Origin of the sequence: Phytohabitans aurantiacus, assembly GCF_027923225.1 — a bacterium.
GTDB classification, from domain to species: Bacteria; Actinomycetota; Actinomycetes; order Mycobacteriales; family Micromonosporaceae; genus Phytohabitans; species Phytohabitans aurantiacus.
This window is the reverse complement of sequence record NZ_BSDI01000002.1, coordinates 123,942-142,696: the sequence shown is the minus strand read 5'-3', so window position 1 is coordinate 142,696 and position 18,755 is coordinate 123,942. Positions and strand designations below refer to the sequence as shown.

The 18,755-nt window shown below is 70.2% G+C and carries 25 protein-coding genes; 10 read left to right on the top strand and 15 right to left on the bottom strand.

Features of this window, described 5'->3' with window-relative positions; genetic code table 11:
• Window positions 1-6 precede the first annotated feature (6 nt).
• Complete coding sequence (locus QMG73_RS03510) at window positions 7-696, bottom strand: TetR/AcrR family transcriptional regulator (protein ID WP_281892395.1); 690 nt, start codon at window positions 694-696, stop codon at window positions 7-9.
• A 100-nt stretch (window positions 697-796) separates the two neighbouring features.
• Between QMG73_RS03510 and QMG73_RS03505 the strand changes: the two genes are divergently transcribed.
• Complete coding sequence (locus tag QMG73_RS03505) at window positions 797-1,732, top strand: NADP-dependent oxidoreductase (RefSeq protein ID WP_281892394.1); 936 nt, start codon at window positions 797-799, stop codon at window positions 1,730-1,732.
• A 9-nt stretch (window positions 1,733-1,741) separates the two neighbouring features.
• Here QMG73_RS03505 and QMG73_RS03500 read toward each other — a convergent pair whose 3' ends face one another.
• The gene (locus QMG73_RS03500) at window positions 1,742-2,647 is read right to left on the bottom strand and encodes an NADP-dependent oxidoreductase (RefSeq protein WP_281892392.1); all 906 of its coding nucleotides are present in this window, start codon (window positions 2,645-2,647) and stop codon (window positions 1,742-1,744) included.
• A gap of 123 nt (window positions 2,648-2,770) precedes the next feature.
• On the opposite strand from QMG73_RS03500, the gene QMG73_RS03495 reads away from it, so the two are divergent.
• Window positions 2,771-3,244 (top strand): MarR family winged helix-turn-helix transcriptional regulator, encoded by a 474-nt coding sequence (locus QMG73_RS03495; protein ID WP_281892390.1) that lies wholly within the window; start codon window positions 2,771-2,773, stop codon window positions 3,242-3,244.
• Between the two features lie 6 nt (window positions 3,245-3,250).
• Here the strand turns inward: QMG73_RS03495 and QMG73_RS03490 are convergent, their stop codons facing one another.
• Window positions 3,251-4,816 carry an FAD-dependent monooxygenase gene (locus tag QMG73_RS03490; RefSeq protein WP_281892389.1) on the bottom strand — a complete coding sequence of 522 codons (1,566 nt, stop codon included), beginning with the start codon at window positions 4,814-4,816 and terminating at the stop codon, window positions 3,251-3,253.
• Window positions 4,817-4,825: 9 nt separating this feature from the next.
• Window positions 4,826-5,167, bottom strand: coding sequence for an ArsR/SmtB family transcription factor (locus QMG73_RS03485; RefSeq protein WP_281892387.1), 342 nt, complete (start codon window positions 5,165-5,167; stop codon window positions 4,826-4,828).
• Between the two features lie 63 nt (window positions 5,168-5,230).
• Here QMG73_RS03485 and QMG73_RS03480 point away from each other — a divergent pair, with 63 nt between their 5' ends.
• Window positions 5,231-6,298, top strand: a complete 1,068-nt coding sequence (locus QMG73_RS03480; protein WP_309299424.1) for a flavin-containing monooxygenase — start codon at window positions 5,231-5,233, stop codon at window positions 6,296-6,298.
• On the opposite strand, the gene QMG73_RS03475 is transcribed toward QMG73_RS03480, so the two are convergent.
• The 6 genes from QMG73_RS03475 to QMG73_RS03450 are packed head-to-tail and all read right to left on the bottom strand — an operon-like array spanning window position 6,265 to window position 11,403.
• On the bottom strand, window positions 6,265-7,614 hold the full coding sequence (locus tag QMG73_RS03475) for an MFS transporter (protein ID WP_281892386.1): 1,350 nt from the start codon (window positions 7,612-7,614) through the stop codon (window positions 6,265-6,267). The genes QMG73_RS03480 and QMG73_RS03475 overlap by 34 nt on opposite strands.
• Window positions 7,598-9,004 carry an NAD(P)-binding domain-containing protein gene (locus QMG73_RS03470; protein ID WP_281892385.1) on the bottom strand — a complete coding sequence of 469 codons (1,407 nt, stop codon included), beginning with the start codon at window positions 9,002-9,004 and terminating at the stop codon, window positions 7,598-7,600. Before QMG73_RS03470 ends, QMG73_RS03475 begins: the two co-directional genes overlap by 17 nt.
• 31 nt (window positions 9,005-9,035) lie before the next feature.
• Window positions 9,036-9,533 (bottom strand): GNAT family N-acetyltransferase, encoded by a 498-nt coding sequence (locus QMG73_RS03465; RefSeq protein WP_281892384.1) that lies wholly within the window; start codon window positions 9,531-9,533, stop codon window positions 9,036-9,038.
• Window positions 9,530-9,862, bottom strand: a complete 333-nt coding sequence (locus QMG73_RS03460) for an ArsR/SmtB family transcription factor (RefSeq protein ID WP_281892383.1) — start codon at window positions 9,860-9,862, stop codon at window positions 9,530-9,532. Before QMG73_RS03460 ends, QMG73_RS03465 begins: the two co-directional genes overlap by 4 nt.
• 15 nt (window positions 9,863-9,877) lie before the next feature.
• Window positions 9,878-11,149: a M28 family metallopeptidase gene (locus tag QMG73_RS03455; protein WP_281892382.1), complete on the bottom strand. Its 1,272-nt coding sequence runs from the start codon at window positions 11,147-11,149 to the stop codon at window positions 9,878-9,880.
• Window positions 11,146-11,403, bottom strand: coding sequence for a hypothetical protein (locus QMG73_RS03450; protein WP_281892381.1), 258 nt, complete (start codon window positions 11,401-11,403; stop codon window positions 11,146-11,148). The genes QMG73_RS03455 and QMG73_RS03450 overlap by 4 nt, the downstream gene beginning before the upstream one ends.
• Window positions 11,404-11,490: 87 nt before the next feature.
• Here QMG73_RS03450 and QMG73_RS03445 point away from each other — a divergent pair, with 87 nt between their 5' ends.
• The 5 genes from QMG73_RS03445 to QMG73_RS03425 are packed head-to-tail and all read left to right on the top strand — an operon-like array spanning window position 11,491 to window position 14,450.
• Window positions 11,491-11,868 (top strand): ArsR/SmtB family transcription factor, encoded by a 378-nt coding sequence (locus QMG73_RS03445; RefSeq protein WP_281892380.1) that lies wholly within the window; start codon window positions 11,491-11,493, stop codon window positions 11,866-11,868.
• A 45-nt stretch (window positions 11,869-11,913) separates the two neighbouring features.
• Complete coding sequence (locus QMG73_RS03440) at window positions 11,914-12,621, top strand: arsenate reductase/protein-tyrosine-phosphatase family protein (protein WP_281892379.1); 708 nt, start codon at window positions 11,914-11,916, stop codon at window positions 12,619-12,621.
• Window positions 12,614-13,276, top strand: a complete 663-nt coding sequence (locus QMG73_RS03435) for an arsenate reductase ArsC (protein WP_309299423.1) — start codon at window positions 12,614-12,616, stop codon at window positions 13,274-13,276. The genes QMG73_RS03440 and QMG73_RS03435 overlap by 8 nt, the downstream gene beginning before the upstream one ends.
• On the top strand, window positions 13,273-14,037 hold the full coding sequence (locus tag QMG73_RS03430; protein ID WP_281892378.1) for an aquaporin: 765 nt from the start codon (window positions 13,273-13,275) through the stop codon (window positions 14,035-14,037). Before QMG73_RS03435 ends, QMG73_RS03430 begins: the two co-directional genes overlap by 4 nt.
• Window positions 14,034-14,450 (top strand): arsenate reductase ArsC, encoded by a 417-nt coding sequence (locus QMG73_RS03425; RefSeq protein ID WP_281892377.1) that lies wholly within the window; start codon window positions 14,034-14,036, stop codon window positions 14,448-14,450. Before QMG73_RS03430 ends, QMG73_RS03425 begins: the two co-directional genes overlap by 4 nt.
• Here QMG73_RS03425 and QMG73_RS03420 read toward each other — a convergent pair.
• Entirely contained in the window at window positions 14,425-14,697 is a 273-nt protein-coding gene (locus QMG73_RS03420) for a hypothetical protein (RefSeq protein ID WP_281892376.1), read from the bottom strand. The genes QMG73_RS03425 and QMG73_RS03420 overlap by 26 nt on opposite strands.
• 210 nt (window positions 14,698-14,907) lie before the next feature.
• Between QMG73_RS03420 and QMG73_RS03415 the strand changes: the two genes are divergently transcribed.
• The gene (locus tag QMG73_RS03415; protein ID WP_281892374.1) at window positions 14,908-15,231 is read left to right on the top strand and encodes a hypothetical protein; all 324 of its coding nucleotides are present in this window, start codon (window positions 14,908-14,910) and stop codon (window positions 15,229-15,231) included.
• Window positions 15,228-15,488, top strand: coding sequence for a nucleotidyl transferase AbiEii/AbiGii toxin family protein (locus QMG73_RS03410; protein ID WP_281892373.1), 261 nt, complete (start codon window positions 15,228-15,230; stop codon window positions 15,486-15,488). Before QMG73_RS03415 ends, QMG73_RS03410 begins: the two co-directional genes overlap by 4 nt.
• Before the next feature lie 25 nt (window positions 15,489-15,513).
• Here the strand turns inward: QMG73_RS03410 and QMG73_RS03405 are convergent, their stop codons facing one another.
• From QMG73_RS03405 to QMG73_RS03390, 4 genes are all read right to left on the bottom strand, one after another.
• Window positions 15,514-16,293 carry an ABC transporter permease gene (locus QMG73_RS03405; protein ID WP_281892372.1) on the bottom strand — a complete coding sequence of 260 codons (780 nt, stop codon included), beginning with the start codon at window positions 16,291-16,293 and terminating at the stop codon, window positions 15,514-15,516.
• Window positions 16,290-17,246: an ATP-binding cassette domain-containing protein gene (locus QMG73_RS03400; protein WP_281892370.1), complete on the bottom strand. Its 957-nt coding sequence runs from the start codon at window positions 17,244-17,246 to the stop codon at window positions 16,290-16,292. The genes QMG73_RS03405 and QMG73_RS03400 overlap by 4 nt, the downstream gene beginning before the upstream one ends.
• 15 nt (window positions 17,247-17,261) lie before the next feature.
• Window positions 17,262-18,107 (bottom strand): DUF4097 family beta strand repeat-containing protein, encoded by an 846-nt coding sequence (locus tag QMG73_RS03395; protein WP_281892368.1) that lies wholly within the window; start codon window positions 18,105-18,107, stop codon window positions 17,262-17,264.
• A gap of 63 nt (window positions 18,108-18,170) precedes the next feature.
• On the bottom strand, window positions 18,171-18,692 hold the full coding sequence (locus QMG73_RS03390) for a hypothetical protein (protein WP_281892367.1): 522 nt from the start codon (window positions 18,690-18,692) through the stop codon (window positions 18,171-18,173).
• Window positions 18,693-18,755: the final 63 nt, after the last annotated feature.

The window sequence follows — 18,755 nt, the reverse complement described above, 5'->3', positions numbered from 1 at the left end:
CAGCGTTTAGGTCCGCGACGCGGTTTGTGAGATGCGGACCATGGCGCGGTAGAGATCGTCGGGCCTCGGGGCATCGGGCAGCGGGGGGATCGGTGCGCCGGGTGCGGCGTAAGAACGGATCATGTGGCCGACGAGGCGGCGCCAGGTGTCGGGGGCCGCGTCGCCGGTGGTGGTGACGACTCCGGCGTTGGCGATGAGCAGGATGACGACGTCCTGGTGGGTGAAGTCCTCCCGCAGGTGCCCGGTGCTCTTGGCGCGGGTGATGAGTTCGAGCAGCTGGTCGTACGCCTCGGCGCGGCGGGCTTCCAGCGCCTCGGCGGTGGGGAACGACATGGCCAGGATGTCGGCGAAGCCGCGGTCGCTTGCCTGCATGGCGCAGATGGCCTGGAGATATCCGGTGAAGCCGTGCCAGGGGTCGGGGTCGGCGAGTGCTTCGGCGACGGCGTCGGCGTAGGCGTCCATGCGGTCGGCGAAGACCGCGTTGAGGAGTTCCTCCCGGGTGGCGAAGCGCCGGCTGAGGGTGGCTTTGCCGACGCCTGCCTTGCGGGCGACGGAGGCCATGGAGACGCCGAGTCCTTCGGTGGCGTAGAGGCGACGGGCGGCCTCCAGGATGCGGCAGCGATTGCGTTCGGCGTCGGCCCGCAGTCCGGTGGCTGGCTGCTGGCCCGGCGTCTGGTCCGACGTTGGCGAGGTCACATCCCCCACTCTACTCAAGTGGAACGATCGGTCCGTTTCTGCTGTACGGTGGCGTCAACAAAAGTGGGCCGCCCGGTCCACTTATCTGAAGGGTGTTGCCATGCGCGCTGTCGTGCTCGAATCCGTCCCCTCGGCCCCGGCCGTCACCGAGGTGGACACCCCTCGCCCGGAGGCGGGGGAATTGCTGGTCAAAGTGGCCGCTGCCTCGTTGAACGGCATCGACATCGCCACCGCCGCCGGCTACACGCAAGGGTTCATGGAGCACCGGTTCCCGCTGGTTCTCGGCGGCGACTTCGCGGGCACCATCGAGGCGCTCGGTGAGGGCGTTGACGGCTTCGCGGTCGGCGACGCGGTCTTCGGTGTCGTGCGCAAGCCGTACCTGGGCGCCGGTTCGCTGGCCCAGTACGTCACCGTGCCCGCCGGACACGGAGTCGCTCGCATCCCGGCGGGTGTAGCGACGGGAGACGCGGGCGCGCTGGGCGTGGCCGGGGCCACTGCCCTGGTGAGCCTGGATGCGGTGGCCCTGGCCGAGGGCCAGACGCTGCTGATCTCCGGGGCCGCCGGCGGGGTGGGTTCGCTGGCGGTGCAGCTCGCCACGGCTCGCGGCGCGAAGGTGATCGCGACCGCCCGCCCCGGTGCGCAGACCGACTTCGTCACCGGCCTGACCGACGCGGCGGTGACCGTGGTCGACTTCACCGGTGACCTGGAGGGACAGGTCCGCGCGATCGCCCCGGACGGTGTAGACGTGGTGCTGCACCTGGCGGGTGACGGCGCCCAGCTGGCCGCTCTGCTACGGCCGGGCGGTCAGCTCGCCTCCTGCACCGGGCTGACCCAAAACGACGTCAGGGAGCAAGACGTCACCGTCCACACGATCATGGCTGACACCGATGCCCTGATCCTGACCTCGCTGGCTGAGCAGGTCGCCTCTGGCGCACTGCGCGTGCCGGTCACCGCCACCTACCCGCTGGAGCAGGCCACCGAGGCCTTCGCCGCCTTCAGCGCCAGCACCCCGGGCAAGATCGCCGTCTCCTGCTGAGACACCCGTTTACAGGGTTACGACGATCTTGCCCTGGGTGCGGCCACGTTCGGCGTATCGGTGGGCGTCGGCGATCCGGTCCACGGGGAACGTTTCGGCGATGTGGGGCGTGTAACCGCCGCGAGAGCCGAGTTCGGCGCCCTCGGCGAGCAGGACGGAGTTGTTTTCAGCGTTCACCAACCGGACGCCGAGGGTGGGGGCGAGGGTGTGATCGGCCACGGTGACGACTCGGGCGGCGTCGCCGGCGATGGCGACGAGGTCGGGCAGGGAGCCGGAGGCGGCGGTGTCGAGGACGGCGTCGACACCGGCTGGGGCGAGTTCCTTGACCCGCGCGGCCAGGTCGTCGCCGTACGTTGTCGGTTGCGCGCCGAGGGTGCGCAGGTAGTCGTGCTTGCCGGTGCTGGCGGTGCCGATGACGGTGGCGCCACGCGCGACGGCGATCGCCACGGCCGCGCTGCCGACGCCACCGGCGGCGCCCTCCACGAGCAGGGTGCGGCCGGACAGGTCGCCCAGAGCGTTCAGCGCCCCGCCGGCGGTGACGATGGCCAGGCCGGCGGCGGCGCCGTGCTCCATGGTCCAGGTGTCCGGCACCGGCGCCCAGGCGTCCAGGACAGCGTGTTCGGCGGAGGCACCGAAGAGGCCTCCGAGCCCGAAGACACGATCACCCACAGTCACGCCGGTGACGCCTTCGCCGATTTCGTCCACCACCCCAGCGGCGTCCCGGCCCGGGATGGCCGGCAGGTCTGCCGGGTAGAAGGCCCGGGCGACTCCGGAGCGGATCTTCCAGTCGACCGGGTTGACGCTGGCCGCGGCCACCTTGATGCGAACCTCGCCTGGGCCGGCGTGTGGTTCGGGTACCTCGTCGACGGTGAGGACCTCTGCGGGACCGTAGTCGTGGAACCGCGCTGCGCGCATGATCTGCTCCTTCGGAACGAGTTCACTTTCTGCAGAAAGTAACGTAGCGTGGAGATTCTTTCCATGGCAAGTGTTGGCTAGATTACTTTCCCCGGAAAGGATCCGGGTGCTACCGTCGCGTACGTGAGCCAGGATTCGCTGACGTCGACCGAACTGGACGCCTGGACGACGCTGCTGGGCGTGATGGTCTGGCTGCCGGCCACGCTGGACGCACGGCTGAAGGAAGAGAACCTGAGCCTCAGCGAGTTCCAGGCCCTCTGGTGGCTGTCCCTCAGCGCCGACGGCGAACGCACCATGGGCGACCTGGCCAGCACGGCGAGCGTCACCCCGTCGCATCTATCCCGGATCGCGGCGCGGCTGGAGGAGCGGGGATGGATCGCCCGCCGGCCCGATTCACGCGATGCCCGCCGCACCCTCGCCTCGCTGACGCCGCCGGGGCGCGAGAAGGTCCAGCAGTGCCTTCCGGGGTACTACGCCGCGCTGCGCGAGCACCTGTTCAGCCGGCTGAGCGAGGAACAGATCCGCCAGCTCGGTCAGATCACGTCCAACCTCATGACGTCCCTGCATCCCGAGTGCGTGCCGGGCACTTCCTCCTGATCGCCGCTAGGCGGGTAGCCAGCGAGCAATGTAGGCGGCTAAACCGGACACACCGGATGCGCCGGAGCGGTAGCCGATGTGCCCGTCCGGGCGGATCAGGCAGACGGCGCTGGTGATCCCGCTGCGGCGCGCCGCCGTCGCGTCGCGGATCCGGTGAACGTGCAGCCCGCGGGTCGGTGTCGGCGATACGTCGCCGGTGCCGGCAAGTAGCAGGTGCCATCCCGGGGCCGCGGTCAGCTCGTGCACGGTCGTGGATCGTCCATCGTGGACTAGCTGAGCGTCGGGTAGTCGGTCGCCAGCCTTGGGACCATGGCGTGGCGAGTCCGGGCCCGTCGTCGACAGGGGACTCTTCCGGTAGTGGATGGCCAGTTGCGCGACGCCGCGGAACAGATGCGCCCGGCCGGGTTTGATCTTCGTTGCTATTGGCAGCACCGTAGGCGCGATCCGGGTACGGGCGAAGCGCACCACCGGGTTGGTGGAGGTCGCGGCGGTGAACGCCCGGTCGGTGAAGCGCAGCACGAGCCGTCCGATCGGGGCGCGTTCGGTCTCGTAGCTGTCCAACAGCGCGGGGTCGGCGACGCCAGCCAGCGCGTGCGCGAGTTTCCAGCCGAGGTTGACCGCGTCCTGGATGCCGGTGTTCATGCCCTGCGCGCCAGCCGGGCTGTGGATATGCGCGGCGTCGCCAGCCAAGAAGACCCGGCCGGCGCGGTACCGGTCCGCGGCCCGGAGGTGGAGCCGGAAGTTGGTCATCCAGACCGGTTCGCGTAGCCGCACGGTGCCGCCGGTGTAGGTGTCGGTGATGGCCTGGACCGCCGCCAGGGCGACTGGTGCGTCAGGCGGCGTGGGGTCGTTCGGCGGTCGCGCTGCCAGCAGCCGCCAGGTCGCTGGTTGCCCGAGCGGGAAGAAGAGCAGGATGCCGTGTCCGGACAGGAAGGAGTGCGCGGTTTCCGGTTCGAGGCCGTCGGCGTCGAGATCGGCGAGGACGAAGGTCTGTGGATACGAACCGCCGGTGAACGAGATGCCGGCCAGCCGGCGCACCGTGCTGTGCGCACCGTCGCAGCCGACGACGTATCGGGCGGTGACCGTCTCCCGCGTCCCGTCGCCGCGGGTCAGCTCGCACCGTACACCGTCGTCGCCGGGGATGAGCCCCGTCAATTCGACGCGGCGTTCCACGGTGACGCCGGCGTCCGCGAGGTGCTCCACCAGGATCTGTTCGGTGTCGGCTTGCGACAGGAACAGCAAATACGGGTACTTCGTGTCGGCCAGGCCCAGGTCGAACAGCGGCACTGTCACCTCGCGGCGCCCGGCGTGCAGGCACAACCGCACGCCCCGGTTACCGGCAGCGACCAGCCGCTCGGTGATACCCAAGCCAGCTAGCACTTCGAGCGTGCGCGGCTGGATGGCTAACGCACGGGATTCGCGTACCGATTCTGGAGCGCGGTCGATGACCCGGTGTTGTACCTGGAAGGCGGCGAGCTGGGCGGCCAACGCGAGGCCGGTCGGACCGGCACCGACGATGAGCACGTCGACGGTGCCGTCGCTGATGCGGCCAGTCCGATCGGGGGCGGCCATACGGCCACGTTAGTCGTCCTGGACAGCGTGCGAGCAAGCGTTTCCGGTTGCTGGTGGGCAGCAGACGGCTAGGTAGCCCTGTAGTTCGACGAGCCGGCCGGCGATGGTGGTCGGGTCGGCGCGGTAGCGGACGAGTTTGCCGTCGCGGGTGGCGGTGACGAGGCCGCCGCGGCGCAGGATCGTCAGCTGCTCCGAGGCGGTGGAGGGGCCTAGTCCGCAGCGTTCGGCGACCTCGCCCACGGTGAGTTCGGCCCCGCCGGCGAACAGCATCATGATCTGTTGGCGGGTTTCGCTGGCCAGTGCCTTGAGGAAGTCCTGGGTGGTGCCGTCCAGGGGCTGCGGTGTGGTCATCGTGCTCTAGTGTGCCCTCAAACTTCGTTTCGTCTTTTCCCGACATGACGATACATTGTCTTCGTGACTGTTGCTGACCTTGTGGTTATCGGTGGCGGCCAGGCAGGGCTGGCTACCGCACATGCTGCTTCGGCCTTGGGTTGGATGCCGGTGGTGCTGGACGCATCAGCCCGTCCAGGTGGGTCGTGGCCGCGCTACTACGACAGCCTGACGCTGTTCTCACCCGCTCGATTCTCGGCGCTACCTGGTATGCCGTTTCCCGGTGCCCCGGAGCGGTATCCGGTGCGTGATGAGGTAGTCGCCTACCTGGACACCTACGCCCGACGGCTCGACGCCGAATTTCGATGGGGAAACCGCGTCGAGCGGGTCACCCGCCAAAGCAAGCGCTTCCAGGTCCGCACAGTGGACGGTGTGATGGTGGAGAGCCGGATGGTGGTCGCGGCCAGCGGCGGGTTCAGCCGCCCGTACCGGCCGGCCCTTTCAGGGTTGGAGTCGTTTACCGGCAAGGTGCTGCACTCGGCCGACTACAGCGCCCCGGACCCGTTCGTGGATTCTCGGGTCGTGGTGGTCGGTGGCGGGAACTCGGCGGTGCAGATCGCGGTCGAGCTGGCCGAGGTCGCTCGCGTGACCATCGCGACCCGAGGTCGGCTGCGGTGGCAGCCCCAACGGATTCTGGGGCGGGACTTTCACTGGTGGCTGACCCGCACCGGCCTGGACACGTCGCCGCTTGGTCCTCGGCTGGCTAAGGGCGGTGTGCCGGTGATCGATGATGGTCGGTACCGGAGGGCTGTGCGGGCGGGTCGGCCTGATCACCGGCCACTGTTCGCCCGGGTCGAGGGTGACAGCGTGGTGTGGGCTGACGGTTCCCGCGAGCGTGTCGACGCGTTGATTCTCGCGACCGGCTTCCGCCCCGAGTTGGGGTATTTGGAAGAGACCGCGGCGTTGGACGGCGACGGTACGCCGCAGCACATCGGCGGGGTATCGGCCACGCTGCCGGGGCTGGGTTATGTCGGGTTGGAACGGCAGCGCAGTTTCGCCTCGGCCACCCTGCGTGGCGTTGGCCGCGACGCCGTCCACGTGTTGCGGGCGTTGGAACGTCAGTTGGTCCAGTCTGACGATCTCGTCCGCTGATCGTGGCTGTGGTTGACGTCGATCCACCGTTGGCCGGTGGCGTGTGTGGGCCGCTGGTGGCTGCGCGCCTCGACCAGCGGCGGGCCAGGGCTCACCGATGAGGGTGAGGTGTGGGTAAGGACACCGGCCGCCGCGATGACGCAGAGGGCGCCGATCGTGGCCAGCACAGCCGGGTACCCGCCGGTGCCGAGCAGTGCGGCGGCGGCCAGCGGTGCGGCGGCTTTGGCGAGGGTGGTCGGGGTGGTGAGGATGCCGGCGATGGTGGCGTAGGCGGTGGTGCCGTAGCGGTCGGCCAGGAGGGTGGGTTTGGCGAGGCTGACGACGCCGAACCCGATGCCGAAGGCGACTACTCCAGCGGCCGCGCCGATGGGGCTGGCGGCGACGGCGAGCAGCGCCGCTGTCGCGGCGGCTTGGACGGTGAACACGACAGCCACGGCCGTGGTGAGCCGTACGCGGGCGTGCAGGCCGGTCAGTAGCAGCCGGCCGGTGACCGATAGCAGGCCGAGTAGCCCGGCGATGGTGGCGGCGAAGGTCGTGGAGTGTCCATGATGGACGAGGAAGCCGACGATGTGGACGGTCATCGCGGCCATGGCGGCGCCGTGGGCGACGAACGCGACGGCCAGCCACCAGAACCGGGGATCCCTGACCGCGGCGCGCACCGCGAGAGCGCGGTCGGATCGAGTGGGCCGTCGTTCTATTGTGGACGGTTGTCGTGGTTTGCGGACGGCGATGGCGTGTAGTGGCACGGTGATTGCTCCGTGCACCGCGGCGAGGGTCAGAAGTGTGGTGCGCCAGCCGTACCGGTCGGTGAGGGCGCCGGTGAGCGGCATGAAGATGGTGGAGGCGAGACCGGCCACCGCGATGACGCCGAGTACCGCTGTGGCCCGCTGGTGGGGTGGAAACCAGGAGACCACCACGGCGAGGGCGGGCTCGTAGAGCACCATCGCCGTCGTGGCCCCGATAGCGATGAGTACAGCGTAGAGCTGAGCCACGGTCTGGACCTGCGACCACGCGGCGACCAGGATGGTCGCGGCCAGGGAGCCGGTGGTCATCAGGGCTCGGCCGCCGTGGCGGTCCAGCCACCGCCCGACCGGCACGGCCAGCACCGCGCCGGCAAGGACGGAGGCGGTCAGCGCCCCGGTGACCGTTGTGGTGGAGGCGTTCAGCGTGGCGGCCATGGGGTGGAGCAGGACGGCGAAGGCGTAGTACAGCACGCCGTAGCCGGCGGTCTGGGTGACCGCGAGTGCCGCGACAAGCCACCAGCCGCGTACGCCCGGCTGGTGGCCGTCGACCGGCGGGCTAGCCGCAGCACCCACCGGCCTGCCCGTCCGAGCCTTGCGCGGCGACCTGCACGAGCGGCAACGGGGTGGACAGCAGACCGCCGGCGATCCCGGTCGCGAGCCCACGACTGCTGGCCGGTGCCTGCTCTGCGGTGGTGCCGCAGCAGCCGCCGCTGCCTTCGATCCGGTCACTTTCCAACGGTTGGCTGCTGTTGCAGACACCGGTTTCGGGCAGGTCGAGTTGGACGTCGCGGGCGGCGGTCCAGTCTCCGGCGAGGGCGGCGGCCACGGAGCGGGCCTGTTCGTAGCCGGTGGCGAGCAGGAACGTGGGCGCTCGGCCGTAGGACTTGACGCCGATGGCGTAGAAGCCGGGCTCGGGGTGGGCCAGCTCGTCCACCCCGTGCGGCGGGACCGTGCCGCAGGAGTGCTCGTTGGGGTCGATCAGCGGAGCCAGTGCGCGGGTGGAGCCGAGTACCGGGTCGAGGTCCAGGCGCAGCTCGGAGACGAAGCTGTGGTCGGGGCGGTAGCCGGTGGCGGCGACGATCCGGTCGACGGTGACCGTGCGGGTGCCGTCCGAGACCTGCACGCCGCCGTCCGGTACCGGGGTCACGGCGTGGACCGCAAAGCCGGTCAGCAGCTCGATCGTGCCGGCCTCGACGTGTACGCGCAGCCGGGAGCCGAGCGCACCGCGGGCGGGAAGCGCGTCGGCGGCCTCGCCGCCGTAGGTGCGGTCCGGGCTGCCCGAGCGGATCGCCCACACCACACTCGTGCCCGGCTGCTGTTCGACGAGTTCGGCCAGCGCGAGCAGGGTGGTCGCGGCGGAGTGGCCGGCGCCGACGACCAGGGTGCGCTTGCCGGCGTACCGGTCGCGGTCCGCGCCGAGAACGTCGGGCAGGGCGTGGTCGACGAACCCGGCGGCGGTGGTCTCGCCGTGTGCGGGGATGCCGGCGGCGCCGAGCACGTTGGGTGTGTTCCAGGTGCCGGAGGCGTCGATCACGGCCCGCGCCAGCAGGTCGGTGCCGTCGGCGAGCCGGACCAGGAACGGTGTGGCTTCGCGGCCGGCGGTGCGCACCCGGTCCAGGCCCTGCCGGGTGACCGCGACCACGCGCGCGCTGTATCGGATGTGGGGCTTCAGGACGGGCAGGTCCGCGAGGGGCTGCAGGTAGTCGGCGCCCAGCTGTGCGCCGGTCGGCAACACATCCAGGTCGGGTTCGACCCAGCCGGCGTCGGCCAGCAGCCGGCGGGCGGCGGCGTCGATGTCGTACCGCCATGGGGAGAACAGCCGCACGTGTTCCCACTGCCGTACTGCCGCGGCGGGGCCGTCGCCAGCTTCCAGGACGGTGAATGGCAGGTCACGCTCGTGCAGGTGGGCGGCGGCGGCCAGGCCGACCGGGCCGGCGCCGATGACGACGATGGGTAGGTTCACGACAAGACTCCTTGAGCGCTGGGGCGGCTGTTCAGGTGATGGCGGGGCTGCGGCGCTCGATGAACACCACGTCGCGCCACTGATCGCGGTGGGCGGTGTGCCGGCCGATTCGTTCGCGTGTGCCGACGATCCGGAACCCGGCCCGCTGGTGCAGGGCGAGGCTGGCGGCGTTCTCGGGGAAGACACCGGACTGGATGGTCCAGATACCCGCCGCCTCGGTGGAGGCGATCATCGCCGCGAGCAGCGCCCGCCCGATACCGCGACCGTGGGTGGTTGGGTCGACGTAGACGGAATGCTCGACGACGCCGGCGTACACGGAACGGCTGGACACCGGGCTGACCGCGACCCAACCGATCACCGCGCCGTCGTCGTTGGCGGCGACGTATCGGTGTTCGGGCAGCTTGCTGCCGTCGAACGCCGGCCACGACGGCGCCGTGGTCTCGAAGCTGGCGTGGCCGGTGTCCAGGCCCGCCTGGTAGATCGCCAACACCGCGTCGGCGTCACCGGGGCGCATCGGCCGGATCTTCATGAGCACGCCTCCGCCGGTGCGGGTGCGGGGTTGCCCATGACCACGTCGGCGGCTGACGGGAAGCATTGGATGCAGTTGTCGTTGATCCGGTAGTGGCGGGCGGTGCCGACCTGTTCGACCAGGACGAACCGCACGTCGGCGAGGATCTTCAGGTGCTGGGAGACGGTCGACTGCGCCAGCCCGACGGCGGCGACGATCTGCCCGACCGGCATCGGCCGAGCCTGCCGGGCCAGGTACTCCACGATCTGCACCCGGCTCGGGTCGGCGAGTGCCCGGAACCAGGACGCATACCGTGCCGCGGTGTCGCGGTCCAACAACTCGGCCACCAAATTCTACCTTCATCGTTAATCGCCGATCAACGATGAAAGTGTAGCTCCGGACGCCGTGGCGAACCAGACGGTGGCCACGCCCAGGCGGGCGAGCGCGGTCATGGTCGCTGTCTGGACGCGCTCGGGGGTGTCGGCGGGACTGTGGTAGCCGGCCATCCCGGCGCCGATACCCAGCGCCGGGAGCCCGGCGGCGGCGTAGCGGCGGTTGTCCGAAGCGACCGGCCCGGCGGCCAGAGGTAGACCGGTGTGCCTGGCGGCCTGGTCGAGCACGGCCAGCAGTCCGTGCGCGGGCCCGCCGGCTTCCACGGCGGCGGCCTCGTGGAGGTGGCCGGCGCCGTCGACGTTGATGACCACGGGACGCTGGCCCGCTTCTGCCAGCCGGCGGGCGTGCTGGGCCGAGCCCAGCGCACCGGTCTCCTCTCCGTCCAGGAATGCGACCGCCAGAGCCACTCGTGTAGGCGGTGCGGATGCCAGTACGCGGGCGGCTTCCAGGACCACGGCGACGCCGCTGCCGTTGTCCGCCGCACCGGGCTGTCGCAGCCCTGGGTGATCGCCGACCCCGTCGAAATGCGCGGTCAGCAACACCTCGACGGCCTCGTCGGTGCCGGCGGTGGGCCAGCGGCCGTGCAGGTTGGCGGCGGTGACGTCGACACGGCGGACCGGCGCGTTCGCGGCCAGCCACGCGCCGTCCGTCGTGGAGGCGGTGTGCAGGGCCGTGTGGGTGGCGGGGTCGACGGTCAGCACCGGCAGAGGTCCGCGGTTCGGTCCGGCCAGCATCGTGTACTGCCAACCTTCGCCGTCCACGTTGGCGACCACCAGCAGCCCGAGGGCTCCCTCGGCGTGGCCGTACGCGTCGGACAGGCTCATCCCGGCGGGCACGATCAGCCACCGGCCACCCGGATCTCCGGTACCCGCGACGGCCAGCCCTCCCCGCCGTACCAGCGGAACATCCGCCGAGGCCAGGTGGACCGACAGCTGCTGGCCGAACACCGGCTCGGTCGTGGTCGTGCCGTCGTACCAACGCACCGTCGGCTGGGCGTAGACCTCCGGAACCGACGGCACCGGGAACGGTTCCGTGGTGACGGCGGCGCCGAGGTCGGCCAGGCGCCGCGCGAGCCAGGCCCGCGCGGCGGCCCCACCCGCAGAGCCGACGCGCCGTCCCGTGAAGTCCTCGCCCGCGAGCCTGGCCACGGTGCCGGCCATCCGGTCGCCGGACACCATGTCCAGCAGCCCGTCGAGCGCGTCGACCCGTGACGGTGGCGTGGCGGGGGCGGTTGTGGTGGTCATCCGCAGCAGCCCGCGCCGGAGGCGACCGCCTCGGCCTTCGCCGTCGTACCGCAGCAGGAGCCGGCCGCCTGCGCGTCGGCGGTGGTGCCACAGCACGGGCTGGCCGCCGTGCCAGCCGGGTCCGGCAGCGTGACTGCGGCCGGCGGGTTGCCGCAGCAGCCGCCCGAGCCGCTCACGGCCAGTGCGGCGGCCGGGTCACCGGCAAACCCGCCCGGCGTGTTGGCGGCGCCGCTGGACTTGATGTTCTCGCTCATGTCGTGCTCCTTCGGCATTCGGCACTGTCTTGACGTTTGTCTAATCAGAGAGTTGCACGCTGTTTCGACATCTGTCAACCTAGAGGCATGTCGAAACAAGCGGCGGCGCTCACCCTCACCGACATCACCGCCGACGCGTCATGCTGCCCGCCGATCACCGAGCACCGCATCCCCGCCGAGACCGCCGCGATCCTCGCGCCCGCCTTCAAAGCCCTCGGCGACCCGGTCCGACTCCAGTTGATGTCGATGATCGCCTCAGCCTCCGAGGGCGAGATCTGCGTGTGCGAGTTGACTCCCGCGTTCGAGCTGTCGGGGCCGACCATCTCCCACCACCTCAAGACGCTGCGCGAGGCCGGGCTGGTAGATGCCGAGCGGCGCGGCACCTGGGTCTACTACCGCGCTCGGCCCGGCATCCTGCACCAGTTGGCCACCCTGCTGACCGCGCAGACGCCGGTCGACGCCTGACAGACCCGCTTGACCGACAAAAGTTAGTCAGTCACCATTGACTCAATGAGCACTGAGTCTTTGTCGGTTGAGCGTCGCGCACGGATCCATGCCGCGCTCGGCGACCCGGCACGCCTGGCGATCGTGGACGCGCTCGCGCTCGGCGACGCCTCGCCCGGCGAGATCGGGCATCACCTCGCCATGCCCACCAACCTGGTCGCCCACCACGTCAAAGCGCTCGTCGACGTCGGCCTGGTCGTGCGGACCCGGTCCGAGGGCGACCGGCGCCGCACCTACCTGCGACTACAGCCCGAGACCCTCGCCACGCTGACCACACCATCCCTCGCCGTGGCGGATCGGGTCGTGTTCGTGTGCACCCACAACTCCGCCCGCTCCCAGCTGGCCGCCGCGCTGTGGCGCCAGCGCGGCGGCGGCCCGGCGGCCTCGGCCGGCACCCACCCGGCCGCCAAGGTGCACCCCCGAGCGGTCAAGGTCGCCCACCGGCACGGCCTCACCCTCGACCCCACCGGCACCGCGCACATCACCGACGTGGCCGGTGACGGCGACCTGGTGATCGCGGTATGCGACAACGCCTACGAAGACCTCACCAGCCCACACACCGAGGCAAGCACGGTCCGACCGCGGCTGCACTGGTCCATCCCCGACCCAGTCCGCGTCGACACTGACACCGCCTTCGAGACCGCCTACACCGACATCGCCGCCCGCGTCGACCGCCTCGCACCAGCACTCACCACCGGAGCCGACCATGGCTGACACCACCCGGACCATCTGGCAACAGGACCTGTCCGTCGACCAACAACTCGCGCTGAACACCGCCGCCGTTCATTTGGCCGACGAGTTCGGCGGCATCTACGGCCGTGAAACCATCGAACGGTTCCTGCACACCAGCTACGACCAGTTCGCCGGCCGCAGCACCGTGCCCAACTTCCTGCCCCTGCTGGCCGAACGCTTCGCCCGGCAACGCCTGCAAGCCCTCGCCCGCGTCGAAGGCCACCACCGCGACGGCAAACCCGTCGTACTGTTCCTGTGCACCCACAACGCCGGCCGCTCCCAAATGGCCCTGGGCTTCTTCACCCACCTCGCCGGCGATCAGGCGGTCGCCTGGTCCGGCGGCTCCGAACCCGAGGACGCGATCAACCCGGCCGCCGTCGCCGCCATGGCCGAACGCGGCATCGACATCACCGGCGAGTACCCCAAACCCTGGACCGACGAAATCGTCCGCGCCGCCGACGTGGTCATCACCATGGGCTGCGGCGACGCCTGCCCCATCTTCCCCGGTACCCGCTACGAAAACTGGGATCTCGACGACCCCGCTGGCCTCGCCCTCGAGCACGTCCGGCCCATCCGCGACGACCTGGAACGCCGCGTCCGCCACCTGCTCGACCAGATCGGCGTGACCGCTCGATGAGCCACCCCGCACTGCCCCGGCGGCTACTGGCCGAGTTCCTCGGCACCGCGCTGCTGGTCACCGCCGTCGTCGGCTCCGGCATCATGGCCACCCAACTCTCACCGGACGATGTCGGCCTGCAACTACTGCAAAACTCCATCGCCACCGCCCTTGCCCTCGGCGCGCTGATCCTCACCTTCGGACCGGTCTCCGGCGCCCACTTCAACCCGGTCGTGTCCACTGCGGACTGGTTCCTCGGCCGCCGCGCCGGCACCGGCCTGACCGCCGGCCAACTCGGCGGATACGTCCTCGCACAGACTGTCGGCGCGATCGCCGGCTCGATCCTGGCCAACCTGATGTTCGCCCTTGCCGCGGTGGACCTCTCCAGCAAGGAGCGTGCGGCCGGGCACCTGTGGCTCGGCGAAACCGTCGCCACGACCGGCCTGATCCTGCTCATCTTCGCCCTCGCCCGCTCAGGTCGATCGGCGGTGGCTCCGGCGGCGGTCGGTGCCTACATCGGCGCCGCCTACTGGTTCACCAGCTCCACCAGCTTCGCCAACCCGGCCGTCACCATCGGCCGCGCGTTCACCGACACCTTCGCCGGCATCGCACCCTCCTCGGTACCCGCCTTCGTCATCGCCCAGGTCGCCGGCCTCGCCGTCGGCGTCGGCCTACTGCTGGCCCTCTACCCCGGCGTCGAGCGGGTCGCCGACGACGTTGTGGTCGCTCCCCCACGCACGCCAGCCGTCCGGTCCACTTCGGAGGAATCGACACCGTCATGAGCGACAAACCCAGCGTCCTGTTCGTCTGCGTCCACAACGCCGGCCGCTCTCAAATGGCCGCCGGCTGGCTACGCCACCTCGCCGGCGACACGGTCGAGGTCCGTTCCGCCGGCTCCGAACCCGCCGACCAGATCAACCCCGCCGCTGTACAGGCCATGCGCGAGGTCGGTATCGACATCACCGACCAAACTCCGGCCAAGCTCACCTGGGACGCCGCCCAAGCCTCCGACGTCATCGTCACCATGGGATGCGGCGACGCCTGCCCCGTCTTCCCCGGCAAACGCTACGAAGACTGGAAACTCGACGACCCCGCCGGCCTCGGCGTCGACGCCGTCAGACCCATCCGCGACGACATCGAACAACGAGTACGCGCCCTGCTCGACGACCTCACCACCGCGGCGCCGACGGCCTGACCGGGGCACCGCTCCGCCAACCGGCGACGTCAGCCGGCGCGGCCTCGGCCTGTCCTGTTCCGAGCCGCGAGGCCAGCAGCCGCTGAGCCTGTTCGGCGTCGAGCAGGTCCAGCCTGAGCGGCCGCGCCCCGGCGCCCGTCACCAGACCGGGCAGCTGGTTGCGGCTGGTCACCACCGCGAGGCACCCGGGGGCTCCCGGCAGCAGCGGTGCGACCTGCCCCGCGTCCCGCGCGTTGTCCAGCACCACCAGCCTGCGGGTGTCCGCGAGCAGGCTGCGTACAGCGCGGCTGCGCGGACGGGCTCGGCGGCACCTGTCGCAGTGGTACCCGCAGCGCCTCGAGGAACTCGCGCAGCGCCTCGCTCGGCGCCAGTGGCGGAGCCCAGCGCACCGCCAGCGTCGTCTTGCCGCACTTGCGATGCGGAAACGCGTACCTCACCGGTAGGTCATATTGAGAGTATGGACACGGACCGGCGACCCTTCAGCGTCGCGGACGTCAAGCCTTATGCGGTGCCTGCGAGGCTCGACGAGCTGCAGGGACCTGACCACAGTGTGGTCACCCTTCCTCGTGACGTAGCTTGGAGCGGTCGCCGGGAGTTCGACCTTGACGATGAGTACGACCGTGCCGCGATGTACAAGATCGTCCTGGAAGAGGGTCAAGAGGCGGATCTGCGGCGTCTGCTCAACTGGCGACTGATCCGCAGTGAGTGGCGCAATCTCTTCCCGGCTAGGCGGGTCCGCTCGCTGTGGGAGGACCGCTTCCCTGAGCTTCGCCACGCGTGATGGACCCGTTCCAGGCGGAGCTGGCCCGAATCGCGCTGGAAACGGTCGGTAATCGTGGCTTCGTCCTCGGCGGTGGTCATGCGGTCCAGCTCCACGGTATGGCCGAACGTCTGTCCGAGGACATCGATGCGGCCTCCCGGGGTATGAGCGGCCTGCCCAACGACTTCTTCGCCAGCGCCGCGGGCGCCCTCGCCGGCCAGGGCCACGTCGGCGCCCCTGACGTCCTCGGACCGGTGCTCAAAGCCTTCTTCCAATGAGAACACCACCGCCGAACTCGACATCTCAGCGGTTGTACAGGGCTTTGGCCCAGAAGAAGCAAATCGCGGTTATCGCGGCGCACCAGGCGGCCGCGAGGGCGGCGTTGGCGCCGATACCGGTGCCGAGCAACAGGCCGCGAAGGGTTTCCATGACGGGTGTGAACGGCTGGTACTCGGCGAACCAGCGCACCGCGGCGGGCATCGAGTCGGTGGGCACGAAGCCGCTGCCGAGGAACGGTAGCAGCGTCAGCGGCATGGGCAGGTTGCTGGCCGTTTCGACGCTCTTGGCGACCAGGCCGAGGGCGACCGACAGCCAGGTGAGCGCGAACGCGATCATGGCGAGTACACCGGTCGCGGCGACCCACTCGATGAGGTTGGCGTTGGGGCGGAAGCCGACGAGCAGGGCGATGGCGACGACGACCACCAAGCCGAGCATGGTCTGGATGACGGCACCGAGGACGTGACCGGTCAGCACCGACGGGCGGAAGATCCCCATGGTGCGGAACCGGGCGATGATTCCTTCGGTCATGTCCATCGCGATCGACAGCGCCGTGCCCTGCGCCGTACCGGCCACCGCCATCAGCAGGATGCCGGGTACGACGTAGTTGGCGTACGCCCCGCGGCCGCCCGAGGTGCCGCCGAGGCCGTTGCCGAGTGTGCCGCCGAAGACGTAGACGAACAGCAGCAGGAAGATGACCGGCATGCCGATCAACATGAACGTCAGCGACGGGTAGCGGCGCATGCGCAGCAGGTTGCGCCGCAGCATGGTGTTGGAGTCGCGGACGGCGAGGCTGAGCGTAGTCATGGCGCGGCGATCCTCTCGGGGTTGGGCTGGCCGGTGAGGGCCAGGAAGACGTCGTCGAGGTCGGGCAGGTGCACCGACAGGCTGGCGACCTCGACGGAGGCGCGGTCGAGCTGGTCGAGCAGGGCGCGCAACGAGCGCACGCTGCCGTCGTTGGGTACCTGGATGGCGAGCGCCTCCTCGTCACGTACCGGTGTGCCGAAGACCTGGGACGCGAACTGGAATTCGTCGGGGTCGGTGAACTGCAGGCGGACGTGGCCGCCGGGGATCAGTCGCTTGAGTTCGTCGGGTGTGCCCTGTGCCACGATGTGCCCGTGGTCGAGGACGGCGACGTGGTCGGCGAGTTGGTCGGCTTCCTCCAGGTACTGCGTGGTGAGGAAGATGGTGACGCCGCCGGCGGCGAGGTCGCGGATGATGTGCCACATGCCGCGCCGGCTGCGCGGGTCGAGGCCGGTGGTGGGCTCGTCCAGGAAGATGACGCGTGGTGCACCGACCAGGGTCATCGCGAGGTCGAGCCGGCGGCGCATGCCGCCGGAGTACGTCGAGACCGGCTTGTTCGCCTCCCGCGTCAGGTCGAACTGCTCGAGCAGTTCGGATGTGCGCCGGCGGCGGGCCGCCTTGTTCAGGTGATGCAGGTCGGCCATGAGGTTCAGGTTCTCCTGGCCGGTGAGCAGGTTGTCGACCGCGGAGAACTGGCCGGTGACACCGATCAGGTCGCGTACGGCGCCCGTTTCCCGAGCGAGGTCGCGGCCCAGGATGCTGGCGTGGCCGCCGTCGGCGTTGATCAGCGTGGACAGGATCTGCACGGTGGTGGTCTTGCCGGCGCCGTTGGGGCCGAGGAGCGCGAAGATCGCTCCCTCGGCGATCGCGAGGTCGATGCCGTCGAGCACGACCTTGTCGCCGTATGACTTGCGCAGGCCGGTGGTGGTGATCGCCGGTGGCGTCGGGCTTGTCATGGTCTCCTCGTTTCCTCAGGCGGCGCGGCGGATCGTGATGTTGCCCCAGTTGGTGCTCGCGCGGACCTCGACGGTTTCGTCGTGCCGCGCCGGCCCGTCGGTGGCGTCGAGCGCGTTGTGCACCCTGCCCTTGCGGGAGTTGAGGTCGAGCCAGGCGGCGGTACCGCGGCGAACCCCGACCTCGACGCCGCCGTAGGAGGTCTGCACGTCGACCGAACCGCGGGCGATCTCGCCGATCCGGACGCTGCCGTGGTTGCTGCGTGCCGTGACGGATGCCAACGCCCGGTCGACGGTGATGTCGCCGTAGGCGGTCTTGACCTGTACGTCTCCGCCGCTCTGCCCGATCCAGCAGTCGCCGGACGAGTTCTTGATCTCGATGGTCCCGTCGACCTCGCCGAGGCGTACCTTGCCGGACGACGCCGTCACCTTGGTTGCGCCGGTGACCCGGTCGACCACGACCTCGCCATGGCTGCAGTCGACGTCCAACGCCTCGGTCTGGTCGACCCGGACGCCGCCGCCGGTCTTGAATCGGCACTCGCCGAGCCGTCCCTCGCAGCGGAACGTCGCCCACGACGCCTCGGCGTGCACGCTCGACCCGCTCGGCACCTCGACGAGTACGTCGACGGACGGGCCTCCACCGAAGGCGTACCGCCGCCAGGTCTTCGGCGCCCTGATCGTCAGCTGGCCGCCGGCGTAGTCGACGGTGGTCTGCTCCGCGGCGCTCACGTCAGCCTTGCTCGACGCGTTACGTGGCCGTACCTGCACCACGGTGTCGGCGCGGTCGGTGGCGGCGATCCAGGCGTCGCCGACGGGCAGGTCGATGTGGATGGAAATCGGTTCCGGTGTGGCGAAAACAGGCATGGTGGTCTCCCGGAATGTGCCCAACGGGCTGTTGCCGCTGGTCAGCGGGTGGAAGGAAAGCGGTTAGCGGGCCCAACCGGTGAAGCTTTGGCCGGAGCTCGGCTGGGCGTGCCTCGCCGGACGTTGCTGCGGATCGCTGGCCTCGACAGCGCTGGCGGCGGCTCGTACGAGCCAGGCGTTGACCGACAGCCCGGCCCGGCCGGCGGCCTGCTCGATGGTGGCCTTCAGGTGGTCGGGAAGGCGGAGGTTGATGCGCGACGTGCCACCCTCGTCACCGTCCGGTGCCAGCACCGGTGGCGCCGCGGCTGGACCAGCGACCGGCCGCTCGTCGTCGGCCGAGGGATCGGGGAGCGTCACCACGAACGCGGGCTCGCGCCCACGCAGCCGCACGTGCACCGACCCCGGCGCGAGTTCACGGGTGATCTCGTCAGCCGCCTCGGAAAGCGCGTCGAGCAGCGTGAGCCGGGTCGCCGCCTCCATCTGCGCGAACAGACGCTCGGCCAGCGCCCGGCCGTCAGCGTCGACCCCTTCGGCGGCCACCGCGAACTCGTTGCGCATCTGCTCGATGTACGGCCTCAAATCCATGACGCCATGATGGCACCATTTTGGCATCACTGCAACCCAACTTGGCTCAGGATGGCACCAGAC